The sequence below is a fragment of the Hymenobacter defluvii genome (genome assembly GCF_017589435.1).
Lineage (GTDB): Bacteria > Bacteroidota > Bacteroidia > Cytophagales > Hymenobacteraceae > Hymenobacter > Hymenobacter profundi.
Genome location: NZ_JAGETX010000004.1, coordinates 163,146 through 176,598, shown reverse-complemented (window position 1 = coordinate 176,598; position 13,453 = coordinate 163,146). Strand labels below are relative to the sequence as shown.

General features: G+C 58.0%; 12 protein-coding genes and 1 pseudogene. 5 read left to right on the top strand and 8 right to left on the bottom strand.

Translation table 11 applies throughout. The features are described 5' to 3' along the window. Nucleotides 1-37: 37 nt before the first annotated feature. Together J4D97_RS09540 and J4D97_RS09535 are read right to left on the bottom strand one after the other, a co-directional pair. Nucleotides 38-493 (bottom strand): PA2169 family four-helix-bundle protein, encoded by a 456-nt coding sequence (locus J4D97_RS09540; protein WP_185283912.1) that lies wholly within the window; start codon nucleotides 491-493, stop codon nucleotides 38-40. A gap of 131 nt (nucleotides 494-624) precedes the next feature. After that, the gene (locus J4D97_RS09535; RefSeq protein WP_208307378.1) at nucleotides 625-2,100 is read right to left on the bottom strand and encodes a DUF5723 family protein; all 1,476 of its coding nucleotides are present in this window, start codon (nucleotides 2,098-2,100) and stop codon (nucleotides 625-627) included. A 267-nt stretch (nucleotides 2,101-2,367) separates the two neighbouring features. Between J4D97_RS09535 and J4D97_RS09530 the strand changes: the two genes are divergently transcribed. The 3 genes and pseudogenes from J4D97_RS09530 to J4D97_RS23520 all read left to right on the top strand — a co-directional run bounded on the left by J4D97_RS09530 (nucleotide 2,368) and on the right by J4D97_RS23520 (nucleotide 4,114). Beyond that, the gene (locus J4D97_RS09530; RefSeq protein WP_208307377.1) at nucleotides 2,368-3,084 is read left to right on the top strand and encodes a bacteriorhodopsin; all 717 of its coding nucleotides are present in this window, start codon (nucleotides 2,368-2,370) and stop codon (nucleotides 3,082-3,084) included. A gap of 32 nt (nucleotides 3,085-3,116) precedes the next feature. After that, nucleotides 3,117-3,365, top strand: a complete 249-nt coding sequence (locus tag J4D97_RS09525; RefSeq protein ID WP_208307376.1) for a hypothetical protein — start codon at nucleotides 3,117-3,119, stop codon at nucleotides 3,363-3,365. Then, nucleotides 3,350-4,114 (top strand): annotated as a pseudogene (locus J4D97_RS23520) (Brp/Blh family beta-carotene 15,15'-dioxygenase). The gene J4D97_RS09525 and the pseudogene J4D97_RS23520 overlap by 16 nt, the downstream one beginning before the upstream one ends. On the opposite strand, the gene J4D97_RS09510 reads toward J4D97_RS23520, so the two are convergent. Both J4D97_RS09510 and J4D97_RS09505 read right to left on the bottom strand, forming a co-directional pair. Continuing rightward, nucleotides 4,111-5,358 (bottom strand): NAD(P)/FAD-dependent oxidoreductase, encoded by a 1,248-nt coding sequence (locus J4D97_RS09510; RefSeq protein ID WP_347879336.1) that lies wholly within the window; start codon nucleotides 5,356-5,358, stop codon nucleotides 4,111-4,113. The pseudogene J4D97_RS23520 and the gene J4D97_RS09510 sit on opposite strands and share 4 nt — an antisense overlap. An 84-nt stretch (nucleotides 5,359-5,442) precedes the next feature. Beyond that, nucleotides 5,443-6,288 carry an SDR family oxidoreductase gene (locus J4D97_RS09505; protein WP_208307373.1) on the bottom strand — a complete coding sequence of 282 codons (846 nt, stop codon included), beginning with the start codon at nucleotides 6,286-6,288 and terminating at the stop codon, nucleotides 5,443-5,445. A gap of 107 nt (nucleotides 6,289-6,395) precedes the next feature. On the opposite strand from J4D97_RS09505, the gene J4D97_RS09500 reads away from it, so the two are divergent. Beyond that, on the top strand, nucleotides 6,396-7,265 hold the full coding sequence (locus J4D97_RS09500) for an SDR family oxidoreductase (protein WP_208307372.1): 870 nt from the start codon (nucleotides 6,396-6,398) through the stop codon (nucleotides 7,263-7,265). 182 nt (nucleotides 7,266-7,447) lie between these two features. Here J4D97_RS09500 and J4D97_RS09495 read toward each other — a convergent pair whose 3' ends face one another. Continuing rightward, nucleotides 7,448-8,302 (bottom strand): LysM peptidoglycan-binding domain-containing protein, encoded by an 855-nt coding sequence (locus J4D97_RS09495; protein WP_208307371.1) that lies wholly within the window; start codon nucleotides 8,300-8,302, stop codon nucleotides 7,448-7,450. 63 nt (nucleotides 8,303-8,365) lie between these two features. Next, nucleotides 8,366-8,665, bottom strand: coding sequence for a hypothetical protein (locus J4D97_RS09490; RefSeq protein ID WP_185283905.1), 300 nt, complete (start codon nucleotides 8,663-8,665; stop codon nucleotides 8,366-8,368). Nucleotides 8,666-8,772: 107 nt separating this feature from the next. Between J4D97_RS09490 and J4D97_RS09485 the strand changes: the two genes are divergently transcribed. Further along, on the top strand, nucleotides 8,773-9,528 hold the full coding sequence (locus tag J4D97_RS09485; protein ID WP_208307370.1) for a glycosyltransferase family 2 protein: 756 nt from the start codon (nucleotides 8,773-8,775) through the stop codon (nucleotides 9,526-9,528). A 125-nt stretch (nucleotides 9,529-9,653) separates the two neighbouring features. Here the strand turns inward: J4D97_RS09485 and J4D97_RS09480 are convergent, their stop codons facing one another. Both J4D97_RS09480 and J4D97_RS09475 read right to left on the bottom strand, forming a co-directional pair. After that, nucleotides 9,654-10,943: a metal-dependent hydrolase family protein gene (locus tag J4D97_RS09480; protein ID WP_208307369.1), complete on the bottom strand. Its 1,290-nt coding sequence runs from the start codon at nucleotides 10,941-10,943 to the stop codon at nucleotides 9,654-9,656. 108 nt (nucleotides 10,944-11,051) lie between these two features. Continuing rightward, a complete protein-coding gene (locus J4D97_RS09475; RefSeq protein ID WP_208307368.1) occupies nucleotides 11,052-13,286 on the bottom strand; it encodes a S46 family peptidase in 2,235 nt (744 codons plus the stop codon). Nucleotides 13,287-13,453 lie beyond the last annotated feature (167 nt).

The following is a 13,453-nucleotide window of genomic DNA, read 5'->3' as shown; positions in this document are numbered from 1 at the left end:
CCTGTGCGATTCATCTAATCTACAATATCTGCGATGCTTATTTAGAAGCGTCGCGCAGGTCGCGGATTTCGTTGTGGGCTTTTAGTACGCCTTCAGCTTGCTTGTCGATTACCGATTTCAGCTCGGCGGGTAGGCCATCAAACTTCTTGGCTTTCTCGTAAGCTTCTTTGGCGTAGTCTTCGCCACGCTCGCACTCAGCCAGAATGCTGTGACGGTCTTTGCCGGTTACCAAGCCTTTCAGGTTGATGAAAGCGCGGTGCACGGTGCCGGCTACGGTATTGTTGCCTTCGTTGGTGTCTACCTTCAGGTCCAGCTTGTACATCTGGTCTTCCAGCTCCGTGATGTAGCTGGCGCGCTGGGCAGCATACTTCTTGAAGAGGTCTTTCAGGTCTGCGTCTTCTACGTCGGTCATTGCTTCCGCATAGCCTTTCTGGCCTTCTTTCAGGGTAGCAATGAGTTCGTTCAGTTCGGATTGGGCTGCTTTAGTGTCCATAATCGTTGGTTCGTTTTTAGGTGGTAGGGAGAATGTATTGTGTGTCTTTGTACTAGCTATTCGTGTGCAGGGTTGCGCCGAAGCCACTACAATCCGTTTCCTTTCCACATCGGCACCAGCCAAGCTTCTGTTTATGGATTGGCCGCAGGAGTCCTGAGCTTATGGCGCTTATTAGCTAGGGCTAGGGTCAGCTCACCAAAAAGGTTGGCCCCGTAAGGCTGGGTAGAGCGGAATAGCGCAGGCAGGTTGTTGGAGCCAATGGTCAGAGGGCCAGCGCGTAGCACCAAGCCGTAGGCAAAATCATGGTAGCTATTGGTGAGGGAAAGCGGCACGGCCACCTCCAGCCAGCGCATTTCCAGCCGGGGCGTGAGGGCCGCGTAAGAAAAGCGTCGCATGCCTACCGCATAGCGTCCACGCAGGCCCTGGCTGAGGGAAGCATTGGCGTATAATTTCCAGAGAAGGTGATAGTCCAGATCTACATTCAGCGTAGTGGGTAGGGCCGCCCGAAATGCATTGCCACGGTTCTGTGACTGAATCTGGAAGATTTTTTCCAGCTGCTCGTTGTAGTTGTCCAGCGTAATATCATTGATGTCTTGACTATTGATGCCCAGGTTGGTACGCCGAATATCATTATACACCACTGCCTGCTTACGGTAGCGAATGCTGCCTATATCCGTAAGGGCCACCGCCAGACGGTAGCGGTACTTATTGTGGCCGTAGTCCGTTTGCCACGCCCCTTTTTTGTCTTGGTAGCGGTATTGTTCCGAATTAGGGCGGTATTCGTACACCACCCCCACATCCAGGCCCCAGCCGGCGCCCGGCGAGCTGCCGGGTGTCAGCCAGCGCCGCACGGTGCCCGCATCCAGATCACGAAACGCGTCGGGGTTGGAGTAGCCGAAGGAGCCATCGAGCCGGTCGAGGTGTACCACCGTATCGGCCAGTTGGGTGTTGCGGTTAGCGGGCGTGGTTGTGTAGTCGAACTGTTTGGATTGGAGGTAGGCCGAGCCGATGCCCATCAACCGCTTCACCGTGATTCCCGCTTTCAGCACGTGGGTTTGCTGGTCCAGTAGTACGCGAGCGTAGGTGGCATTCCACTCCGAAAAGGCGTTGATGTTGAAATTAGCCGTGTTGTTGGTATACGCACCCGCCGTTTCAAATTGATCAACGGCGCTGCGCACCAACTCCTGCGACACTTGGTTGCCTTGCAGCGCGGCCCGTGCTCCTACGCTGAGGGCAATGCTATGGCGCGGACTCAGGCGGAGCATAACGCCCGGCCCGCGCACGTTCAGCCCCACGCTAACCAGTTTGGGGCGGCTGTTTTCCTGTAAGGTCAGGTCGCGGGCCGATAAAGCAAAAGACTCGTTTAGGTTGCCCAGGCGCCAGGGGCCGGTGTAGCGGTAGGCCGAGTTAGTCGCGTGCCCGTCTACGGCCAGCAGGCGGAATTCGAAGCTCAAACGGCTATCAGCAATAGCGGCTGGGTTCCAATTGGCTTCGTTCAAACCAGAAAAATTACCGTGCGTGCTGTTGAAGAGCATCTGCGCAGCAACCGGCTGACTCGCCGCGGCGCACAGCCACAAACAGCTGCCTTTGAGTACATGTTTCAGCATGAAGTGTCGGGTAAAGCACCTCGTATAAGGCACTAGTGAAAAGTGTATTAATTGACACTTAATACTATTTTTTTGTCTTTTAGAAAGACATACCTACATCTAGGTATTTTTCAGAAAGAGTTGAGTACTATTTCGCTAGGCAGCTACGGTAGCGCTACCCGTCGAAACACTAGCTCGAATTAACCTAGCTAAGTGGCAGATTAAAAAGAACTTAAAAAGTAGGAGAAAAGTAAAAAGTAGTATTCTCCATTTTTACTTTCTCTCCCGATGGAAACACAAACACTACTCCACTGGCTATATGTCGCCTCTATGGTAGGCGGCGCACTTCTATTCTGGGTCTGGAGTCGTAACCCCAAAGGCGTCCCGCAATACGAATACAGTATTGCCATGATGATTCCGATTTGGTCGGCGCTGGCATATATGGCCATGGGTCTGGGCCAGGGCAAAACGGAAGTGGCAGGGCAAATCACCCACTACGCCCGTTATATCGACTGGGTAGTGAGCACGCCGCTATTGCTGCTGGCGCTGGCTTTCACGGCCATGTTCTACATACCGAAGCAGGAGCGCAAACTCAACCTGCTGTTTGGTTTGGTGGCCGCCGATGTGGTCATGATTGTGTGCGGGCTGTTTGCTGATTTATCAGAAAACAGCACGGCGCGGCTCCTGTGGTACATCTGCGGGGTAGGAGCCTTCCTGTGCGTGCTGTATCTGATCTGGACCAAGCTGCGGCAGATTGCCATCAACAGCGATGCAGAACTGGGAGGTATATATACCAAACTAGCTGGCTTCCTAACCGTTCTGTGGATCTGCTACCCTACCATTTGGGCTGTTGGACCCTCGGGCCTGGGCATAATCAGCCAAACTACCGAAACCGTTTTGTTTGTGGTGGTACCCTTCTTCTCTAAGATAGGCTTCAGCATTCTCGACCTAAATTATCTGCGCGATTTAGCCCCGCGTAAGCCCGCCTATCACCACGCGGCGTAACAGAGCGTATACAGCAGGATAACGCCTGCCTTATGAAAGCTTCTGCTCCCATCGCCACCAGTTTTGCACCGCACATGTTGTATTCCTACGGGGCGGTGGTGGTGGCAATGGGGGTAGGTCTGTTGGCTCCGGCCACCGCCGCTATCCTACTAGGACCGGTATTGCTGCTGGGATTAGTGCTGCTAGGGTTGGCCCACGGCGCCTGCGACCAACTGGTATTGCCAGCCTACCATCCCGTGCGGGCAAGGCGTGGTGGCTGTATCTGGTGCGTTTTCTGGTGAGCTACCTGGCTTTGGCAGCGGTAGTGGTGGTAGGGTGGTGGCTGTGGCCGAGTGCGGCTGTCTTGTTCTTTTTCCTGCTCACTATCTGGCACTGGGGCTCCGCCGATGCGCCCACGCAACCCCAGCGGCCGGCGCTATGGGTAGTGCATAGCGTACTGCGCGGCACGCTGTTGTTTGTCATCCCGGCTTTTGCCTGGCCTGCCGAGATGCTGCACATTATCAACAGCTTACTGTACTTCACAGGCGGCCAGTTGGTGACGGCAGCAGTATTTACTAGCGCGGCACAAGGCGCCGGGTGGGTTGTGCTGCTGGGTCATCTGGGCCTGTGAGTAGGGTATGCCAAGCTGAACGAAGCAAACCGCTGGCGCATTGACATGCTAGAGGTGTTGCTGCTCATAGGGCTGTTTGTGGTCCTGCCGCCGTTGCTGGCGGTAGGGGTATACTTCTGCTTCTGGCACAGCTTACAGCACGTGCTACGCCTCAATCCGCTGCTGGGCTACACGGCGCCTATAAGTAGTAGACGCGCAAAAGGCTGGGAGCTAATGCGCGAAATAGGTTTTTTCGTGCGTCGCTCGCTGCCTATTCTACTCATCAGCCTAGTAGCGCTGGCCGTGTTGTACGTGCTATTCGCCGCCCGGCTTTCCACTTCCGATGCACTGGTCAGCCTGGCGCTGGTGGTGGCTTCCGTGGTTACCCTATCTCATGCTTTGCTGGTGAGCTTGGTGATGGACCGCAAAGCAGCTAACTAGACGGTAGGCGCATCGGCCATGGCCCGACCGGCCAGGTAACCCGTAGTCCAGGCAGCTTGGAAATTGAAGCCGCCGGTAATACCGTCGATGTCCAGCACCTCGCCGGCGAAATACAGGCCCGGCACGCGGCGGCTCTGCATGGTTTTCATGTCCACTTCGCCGAGCACTACGCCGCCACAGGTCACAAACTCATCCTTGTAAGTGGTTTTGCCCTGCACGGGTAGGGCCGTGCGCAACAGCCCTTCGATGAGACGGTTTTGCGACTTACTAGGCAGCTCATTCCATTTCACCTCTGCACCGATACCCGCCTGCTCCGTGAGCGTGCGCCACAGCCGCTGGGGTAGGCCGAAGAGCGGATTGGAAGCCACCAGCTTTTTGCCATGCTGTCCCCGAAAATTCAGCAGCCACTGGCGTAGCGAGTCCTCTGTGTAGGTAGGAAGCCAGCTAACCAGGGCCGTGTGGCGGTGCGCCAGTTCGTGCAGGCGACGGGCGCCCCAGGCTGAGAGCTTTAGCACGGCCGGCCCGCTCACGCCCCAGTGCGTCACCAAGATAGGACCTTCGTATTCCAGCTTTTCGCCGGCAATGCGCACGCGGGCGTGGGGCACGCTCACGCCCGGCAGGTCCCGCAACGGCGACTCCGGCACGTTGAACGTGAACAGCGACGGCACCGGCTCGGCAATGGTGTGCCCCAGCGCCCGCAGCCAATCGTATTGGGCGGCTTTGGGGGCGCCGCCGGTGGCTATCAGCAGGCGCGCTACCTCTAGTTCCTGCGCGTGCGTGCCCGTGAGATGCAATCGAAAGCCACCCGTAGGTAGGGTAGCAATATGCTCGGCGGTGGTATGGGTAAGGATGCAGACGCCCGCCTTGTCGGCCGCTGTGAGTAGGGCCTGGGCAATGGTTTCCGACGAATCCGTGACCGGAAACATACGGCCGTCAGCTTCGGTCTTGAGGCGCACGCCGCGCCGCTCAAACCAGCGCACGGTATCCACGGCCCCAAACTGCTTGAAGGGTTCCTTGAGCTGCTTGGCCCCGCGGGGGTAGTGCTGCACCAACTGCGCAGGCGTATCGGCGGCGTGCGTCACGTTGCAGCGCCCGCCTCCCGAAATACGCACTTTGCTCAGCAGCTTGCCGGTTTTTTCAATCAGATAAACACGCAAGTGCGGGTTGGCTTCGGCACAGGCAATGGCCCCAAAAAAACCAGCCGCACCGCCGCCCAAAATAGCTACTACCTCTTTATCGTTCACAAGCGCAAAGATACGAGGTAGGGGGCTGAAAACCGGCGCGAAAGCACTGCGGCGTGTTGCTCGCCAAACGGTATAGCCGATGCGCTAGCAGTGCTTCATGGCCTCGTTCAGGTCATCAAACTGAAACATATAGCCGGTTTCCTGACGCAGCAATTCGCTGTCGATGCACTTGCCCAGGGTTTCTTCCTCCGCGAAGGTAGGGGGCGCGAGTTCCAGATGAGCCGCGGCGGCGGTGTAGAACTCCTGCCGGGTAGGGTGGTGTGCCGCGCTGGCATTGAACGTGTGCCCCCAGGCGCGCTGGCGGATAATGCGGCCGAGAATGCCCAGACAATCGGTGAGGTGGATGAGGTTGACGGGGGCCTGAGGCTTGGGCAGACCGGTACGGCCCGCCAGGAAGCGGCCAGGCGCGCGTCGGGGGCCAATCAGGCCAGCCAGGCGCACCACGGTGGTGGCGAAAGGTGCATCGGGGGTGGTAAACAGGCTCTCCGCCCGCAGTAATTCCGAGTCGGCGTCGGGGGTAGCTAGGGCGTCGGTTTCGGTCATGGTGCGGGGCTCGTCGGCATACACACCGGTGCTGCTCACAAACAACACGTGGCGCACGCCGCAGTCAATGGCGGCTTGATATACGGGCTGTAGCAGCTCCACGTAGTGTCCTTTGGCGGCGCTGGGTGGCACGTTCAGTACCAATACCCGCGCGCCGGTAAGCATCGTGTGTAGCGTGTCTTGGTCGGTGGCGGTAAGGGTAGGGCCTAGCTCCAGCAGGTAGGGCGTAATGCCCGCGTCGCGCATTTTCAGGAGTCGGCTGGGCGTGGTGGTGGAGCCAGCCACGGCATAGCCTTCTTCCACCAGCGCCTGCGCCAGGGGTAGGCCGAGCCAGCCGCAGCCCAATACGGCAATTAGGGGTTGTAGGGGGGTAGGAGTAGGAGACATGCGGGGCTAAAGGTGAAGAAAAATTCTTAGCCGGCATACATCTTGGGCAAATCCGACAAATCCCGTTCTTGCATCCTTGCTGCTTCACCTTTAAAAATCCACATCCTATGCCAGCCTACTCCCAACCCATGCTCCGCGACAACGCCCTGCAAGGCAAAACCATTGTGGTGACAGGCGGCGGCACCGGCCTGGGCCGGGCCATGACCACCTATTTTCTGCAACTTGGGGCCAACGTCACCATCAGTTCGCGCAAGCTGGACGTGCTGGAAAAAACTGCCGCCGAGCTACGCGAGCAAACCGGCGGTCAAGTGCTGGCTGTGCAGTGCGACGTGCGCAAATACGACGAGGTAGAGCGCATGCTCCAACACACCATTGATACGTTTGGGGCTGTCGATGTACTCCTAAACAACGCCGCCGGCAACTTTATTTCGCCTACCGAGCGCCTGAGCCACAAGGCGTTTGATGTGATTGTGGACATTGTGCTGAAAGGCAGCTACAACTGCACGCTGGCCTTCGGCAAGCGCTGGATTGCCGACCAGCGCCCCGGCACCATCCTCAACATCGTGACGACGTACGCCTCCGTAGGCTCGGCCTACGTGGTGCCCTCGGCGGCGGCCAAGGCGGGCGTGCTGGCCCTCACCCGCTCGCTGGCCGTGGAATGGGCCAAGTACGGTATTCGTTCTAACGCCATTGCGCCCGGCCCATTTCCGACGGAAGGTGCCTGGAGCCGCCTCTTCCCCGAGCCGCTAGCGTCCAAACTCGACCCCGCTGCCTCGGTGCCCCTCAAGCGGGTAGGCGACCACCAGGAATTGGCCAACCTAGCCGCCTACATGGTATCGGACTTCGCGGCCTACATGAATGGTGAGGTAGTCACCCTCGACGGCGGCGAGTGGCTCAACGGCGCCGGCGAGTTCAACAAGCTGGAAGCCATTCCAGCCCCCATGTGGGACGAGATTGAGAAGAAAATGCGCCGCTAGATCACGGATTCCTGCGGATTTTTCGGATTACACGGATTTTGTAGACGATTTCAAACAAAAAGCGCTTGCCAAATGGCAAGCGCTTTTTTGATGGGTAACTCAGAAAAATTAAACAGCTCCGACTACACTGTGCAATTGTCCACAAAATCCGTGTAATCCGAAAAATCCGCCTTAATCCGTGATTATAGTTTATACCCCTTATATCCCTTCGCAAACTCCTCCGCCGCAATAGGCTGGTTGGCGATGATATTCGAAAACTCGAACCGCTCGAACAGGCCTTTGTCGTCCAGCACCTCTACCACGAGCGGCAGCATAAGCTTCTGATCGACGCAGACGGTGGTGCGCCGGCCGTAGCCGTTGGGCACCTGAATGGTTTTGCCAGCCGGTACGGGCTTATCGTACGACAGGCCGTTGCGCTCCACAATCCGAAACTCGCCGCAACCAAACTTATTGGCAATCTGCGTCAGGGTTTCAGCTTTGGCGGGCGTGTAGGATACGTACCGAAACTGTGGGAAATTGGAAAGCAGCACGTGGCACGGCCGGCCGGCCACTAGGGTGTCGCCGGCGTAGCGAAAGGAGCGCTCGAAGGTGTGGTCCTGGCGTTGAGTTGAACCGCGGATGATATCGGAAATGCTGCCAAAACCGGCGTCGAGCAGGCTGTGGTGCTGGTCGCGGCGCATGAGGGTGCCGTTGGGGTCCAGGTTGAGCGTCACGTAGGGAAAGCTATTGGGGTAGACCCAGGCGTCGCCGCTGTTTTGGCCCGTTACCCACAGGGCCTCAATACCTTTTTGATTGCGCAGATACACCCGTAGCGGGCTGCTGGTGAGCTTCAAAGACGATTGCGCCGTTACGTATTTGCCCTCTACCCGCTCCTTGGCCCGCACCGTGCAACGCAGCGTCTTGAGGTTGTCGATGGCGGAGCTAAGGCGGCTCAATAGCTGCTCGGTAGAAATCTTATCAGTAGGAACCGGGGCAGCGGCTAGCGAAGAAGTCAGCAAAACAACGGCCAGCGCAACCAGCCGAATAGTACGCATCATAGGAAAAATAGGAAGACGTTAGCAGTCGTCCTCATGCACAAACCGCGCCGAATAGCCCGCTGGCTAGTTGAGGCTAATGCGCGGAAACCGAAACGTATTGCTATCGAACACGAATAGCTCGTGCACCTCAATTTGCCAGAAATAAGGGTACAAAGGCAACTGCTCCAACACAGCCCGCGCCTCGGCCTCCGTTTCCCCGTTGATGGTAAGCCAGCCGTGCCGGTAATCGGCGCTGATGGCGTAGTTTTCCAGCACACTCTCATCCAATAGCTGGCTCACGTGGGCGCGGTGACTGGGAATCAACTCTATAAAATCCTCGGAAAAGTGAGGGGGTAGGGAGAGTGTGACGATGAACTTGGGCATACAGTGGAGCAGATAATGCTAAGTCGGGTAAACGGTACTATTTCGAGAAAGTTGGCTTTCAGCTGGATTGACGCAACTTTTTAGCGGCAATTGTAGAATAGGAAGGCATGCACTTCTCCATCATCACCCCGACCCGCAACCGTCGGCAGTATTTGCCCGAGGCCATTGAAAGCGTACGCGCTACCGTTTCGGCCCCCATTGATTTTTCCTACGAGCACCTGATCAACGAGTTAGCCAGCGACGACGATACCGCGTCCTACCTTGAGGAGCTAGCCGCTCAGGATGGCCCGCCGTTGCGCTACTGGACGCAGCCCGAAAAAATGCTGCCCGGCCCCGCCCGCAACCAGATCATCCGCGAGGCGCAGCCCGGCGGCTGGCTGGTGCCCCTCGACGACGACGACGTGATGCTGCAACGCAACCTCTACCACTACGCCGACCTCATCCAGCAGAACCCCGACCGCCCTTGGCTGGTAGCCGACTTCCTGCGCATGGACGAGGAACGTCGCTACATGCTGCGCGAAGATTACTACGCCTGGAAATTTGACACGCCCACAGACATGCTGCGGGCCATTTTTCGGGCCGAAAACTTCATCCAAGGCAACGTGTGCTACTCGCACGAGCTGTTTGATCGGGTGGGCGGCTACAGCGAAGACATTGAAATGGCCGAAGACTTGGAACTATATGTGCGCTTTCTGCTGGCCGGCCACCTGCCCCTTCTTTCGCCCCACATCAGCCACCTGCACCGCTTCCACACCAACAACATCAGCATAGGCGTAGACGCCGAAAAGCACGGCAACGACCTGCGTGTCATCTACGACCTGCACGCAGCGGAGCTGGGTAAGTTGGGAATTGAACGTCCATAGAACCCTAGAATCACCTATCATCCTGAACGCAGTGAAGGACCTTCCCAGGCGAGAACGACCATCGTAGCAACGACTCGTTCTCGCGTGGGAAGGTCCTTCACTGCGTTCAGGATGACACACAGGTTCTACAGCTGTTTATATACTACCCCGCCCTTCATCACTAGCCGCACCTGCCGCAGGGCCGTCACGTCATGGGTAGGGTCGCCTTGCACTGCCACTAGGTCAGCCAATAAGCCAGTCTGGATGCGGCCCCGATCAACTAAGCCGAAGATGCGGGCGTTGCCGCTGGTGGCTTGGCGCAACACGGTCAGGGGCGTGAGGCCGTAGTCTTGCACCAGCAGCTCGGCCTCGCGCACGTTGTCGCCGTGCGGAAATACGCCCACGTCGCCGCCAAACGCCAGCGTGACGCCGCTTTTCAGGGCGGCTTCCATGCTAGTGTGTTTTTGCTGGACGCGCTCGGGTAGGGCGCCCTGGCCTTTGCGCCAGCCCTGATATTGGGCAATAGCATCGCCGGCCGCTACGGTGGGGCAAAGTGCTACGCCGCGCTGCTTCATCAGTTTGAAGACTTCCAGCGTGCCGCCGTCGCCGTGCTCAATGGTTTGCACGCCGGCCAGTGTGGCGCGGCGCATGCCTTCAGGGGTAGAGGAGTGCGCCACTACGGGCCGGCCGGCGGCGTTGGCCGTCTGCACAATTAGGTTCAGTTCTTCCTGCGAGAAGGTAGGGCGCGCCGGTTCGCCTTTGCCCCAGCGGTAGTCGGCGTATACTTTGATGATGTCGGCGCCGCGCCCGATTTGCTCGCGCACGGCCCGCACCACACCCTCGGGCCCGTCGGCTTCTTGGGCGCCCTGGGGTACTTCTACGTCGGTGGAGAGCTTGGGGCCGTAGCTGCCAGTTGCCACCAGCGCACGGGTAGCCACCAGCATGCGCGGACCGGGAATAATTCCCTGATCAATAGCTTGTTTGATGCCTACATCGGCGTAGCCGGCACCCTCCGTGCCCAAGTCGCGGGCGGTGGTGAAGCCGGCCAGCAGCGTGCGCTGAGCGTGAGCCGTAGCCCGCGCCACCCGCAACGCCTGCGACTCCAGCAGCACTTGGTCGTTCCACGGGGTTTCGTTGTAGGGGTGCAGCAACAGGTGGGAGTGGCCTTCTATCAGACCAGGCAGAAGGGTAAGGCCCGGCAGTTCCAGCGTACGGCCGCCGGCGGGGGTAGGCAGGTTGGGGCCAACAGCTGTAATCCGCTCACCTTCTACTAGCACCTGCCAGCCAGGGTGTAGCGTTTCGCCATCGAAGATGGCGGCGGGGCGTAGGAGGGTAGGAGGAGGTGTGGGTTGAGCTAGCAGTGGTTGTGCGCTGCACAACAGAAAGCCAAGTAGGAAAAACCAGCAGTATCTGTGGCTGTGAGAAAGCGAGAGCATAAAGCGGAAATATATTCTTGGTCAATAAACACAAAAAAGAGACGTCAGTAGCTGACGTCTCTTTGTAGGTAGGGGTAGGGTACAAGAGGTTGTTCTCTACTACCGGCTCTACGCTTTTTGTTTGCGCTTGCCCTTCTTCACTTTCGCTTCCTTCGCTGGTTTGCCGTTGGCTTCCGGTTTGCCTACCAGCGTCATTTCCTGGATGAGACGGGTGGCGCCGGCGTATTTATCCACTACAAACAGCATGTAGCGCACATCGAGGGTGATGTTGCGCACCTGGTTGGGGTCGAACATGATATCGGACATGGTGCCTTCCCAGTTGCGGTCGAAGTTGGTGCCGATTAGCTCGCCGCGGCCGTTGATGACGGGCGAGCCGGAATTGCCGCCGGTAGTGTGGTTGGTGGCGATGAAGGCCACCGGCACGGTGCCATCTACGGCGTATGGCCCGTAGTCTTTCTTCTGGTACAACTCCACGAGGCGGGCCGGCACCTGAAAATCAGGGTTCGTGGGGTCAGCCTTTTCCATGATGCCGTCGAGGGTAGTGTAGTACTCGTAGCGTACCCCATCGCGGGGCTCGTAGCCGGCTACCTGGCCGTAGGCCACGCGTAGGGTAGAGTTGGCATCGGGATAAAACGTCTTGTCGGTCTGCATTTGGCGCAGGCCGGCAATGTAGGTGCGCGACAATAGCGTGATGTTGTCGTTGGCAATTTGGTAGGGCGGCAGGATGTTGGCCCGATAGTTCGTCACAATGGCCGACGCCAACTGGTAGGCCGGGTCGTTGGTGAGGGCTGCCACGTTGCCTTTAGCTACCTCATCGAGCACAGCGTTAGCGCTTTCCGGCGTCGTCAGTCGGGATTTGCTGTAGAGATAGTCGGCGTAGGCGGTCCAACCGTTTTTACCCGGATACTGCTTCTGCAACGTCTTCACGTAATCGGGTAGCAGGGTAGACGGCGTATTCTCGGCGTACAGCGCCAGCAATGCCGCCGCTACTTTCTGATCGGTAGATTTGCTGTAATTCCGGAAGAAGCCATTTACGCCGGTTTTGAGTTTCTGCACGGCGGCGGTGCGGTCGGCGGCGTTTTTGATATCCACCACGGCCAGCAGGCTATTGGCATACAGCATCAGTTCCACGCCCAAGGCGGCTTCCGTCACGTAGTCGCGGGCCAGCGACACGTCGCGCTCGGCGCGGTAGTTTTTCTCAAACTCCGGCAGCAACCCGGTGTAGGCGGCGCGGCGGGCGGCATCGCCCTGGGTGGCCCACTGCTGGAAGCGGGCTTCCTGCTCCTTCTTGCGCGCCACGGCATCCAGACGCTTCAGGCCGCGCATCTCGCCTTGCCACTTCTTCCAGTAGTTGGCCAGCGAGGCATACTTGGCAGCGTACTGAATCCGCACTTTATCCGAAGCCTTCATATCGGCGTCCAGAATTCGTAGCTTGGTGTCGCGCACCTGCACCTTGGCCGGGTCGGAGAGGGAGTACACTTCGTCTACCCCCCACGAAGTCAGATACTCGTTGGTGCGGCCGGGAAAGCCAAACACCAGCGTGAAGTCGCCAGGCTTGATGCCGCCGAGCGAGATGGGCAAATGGTGGCGGGGCTTGAAGGGCTTGTTCTGGGGCGAGTAGGGGGCCGGCTTATTGTCGGGGCCGGCGTAGATTCGGAACAGGGAAAAGTCGCCGGTGTGGCGGGGCCACATCCAGTTGTCGGTGTCGCCGCCAAACTTGCCGATGCTGCTCGGCGGAGCGCCTACAAGGCGTACATCTTCAAATACTTCGGTTACAAACAGGTAGTATTCGTTGCCGCCAAACATAGGCCGCACAAAGGCGCGGTAGTGAGTGCCTTGCACAGCCGCCTGGGCCACCTGTTGGCTGTGCTGCTGCACCAGTCGCTCGCGGGCATCTTCTGAAATACCGGTGGCAGGCACGTCTTGCAGCACTTGCTTGGTCACGTCCTCCATGCGCACGATGAATGTAGCGGTGAGGCCCTGGTTGGGCAGCTCCTCGCTGGGCGACATGGCCCAGTAGCCATTGGTGAGGTAGTCTTTTTCGACCGACGAATGGCTCTGGATGGAGCTGTAGCCGCAGTGATGGTTGGTGAGCAGTAGGCCTTGGTTGGAAATAATTTCGCCGGTGCAGCCGCCGCCGAACTGCACCACAGCATCTTTCAGGCTGCCTTTGTTGACGCTGTAAATGTCTTCGGCCGTCAGCTTGAGGCCTTTTTTCTGCATGTCAGCTTCGTTGAGCTGCTTGAGCAGTAAGGGAAGCCACATGCCTTCATCGGCGCGGGCGGAGGGTAGGAAGAAAAGGAAGGTAAGGGCCAGCAGCGCCAGCCGATTGGTAATGGGCATGAACAAAAATTGGGTGAACGAAAGCCCAAAATACAATTTTTGAAGGGCTTTTATAGCTCGTTTCACAGGTAAACGCTTCACCTGTTTATTCAAAAAAGACCGTCGAAGCAGCAAATTTTGCGTAGAACAAGCAGAATAATTACTTCTACTGTCTTACTTCCACTAGG

Coding starts and splice junctions, on each gene's coding strand:
- J4D97_RS09485 (WP_208307370.1), top strand. CDS start 8,773: ATGCACTTCTCCATCATCACCCCGACCCGCAACCGTCGGCAGTATTTG.
- J4D97_RS09540 (WP_185283912.1), bottom strand. CDS start 493: ATGGACACTAAAGCAGCCCAATCCGAACTGAACGAACTCATTGCTACC.
- J4D97_RS09500 (WP_208307372.1), top strand. CDS start 6,396: ATGCCAGCCTACTCCCAACCCATGCTCCGCGACAACGCCCTGCAAGGC.
- J4D97_RS09475 (WP_208307368.1), bottom strand. CDS start 13,286: ATGCCCATTACCAATCGGCTGGCGCTGCTGGCCCTTACCTTCCTTTTC.
- J4D97_RS09490 (WP_185283905.1), bottom strand. CDS start 8,665: ATGCCCAAGTTCATCGTCACACTCTCCCTACCCCCTCACTTTTCCGAG.
- J4D97_RS09505 (WP_208307373.1), bottom strand. CDS start 6,288: ATGTCTCCTACTCCTACCCCCCTACAACCCCTAATTGCCGTATTGGGC.
- J4D97_RS09530 (WP_208307377.1), top strand. CDS start 2,368: ATGGAAACACAAACACTACTCCACTGGCTATATGTCGCCTCTATGGTA.
- J4D97_RS09525 (WP_208307376.1), top strand. CDS start 3,117: ATGAAAGCTTCTGCTCCCATCGCCACCAGTTTTGCACCGCACATGTTG.
- J4D97_RS09535 (WP_208307378.1), bottom strand. CDS start 2,100: ATGCTGAAACATGTACTCAAAGGCAGCTGTTTGTGGCTGTGCGCCGCG.
- J4D97_RS09495 (WP_208307371.1), bottom strand. CDS start 8,302: ATGATGCGTACTATTCGGCTGGTTGCGCTGGCCGTTGTTTTGCTGACT.
- J4D97_RS09480 (WP_208307369.1), bottom strand. CDS start 10,943: ATGCTCTCGCTTTCTCACAGCCACAGATACTGCTGGTTTTTCCTACTT.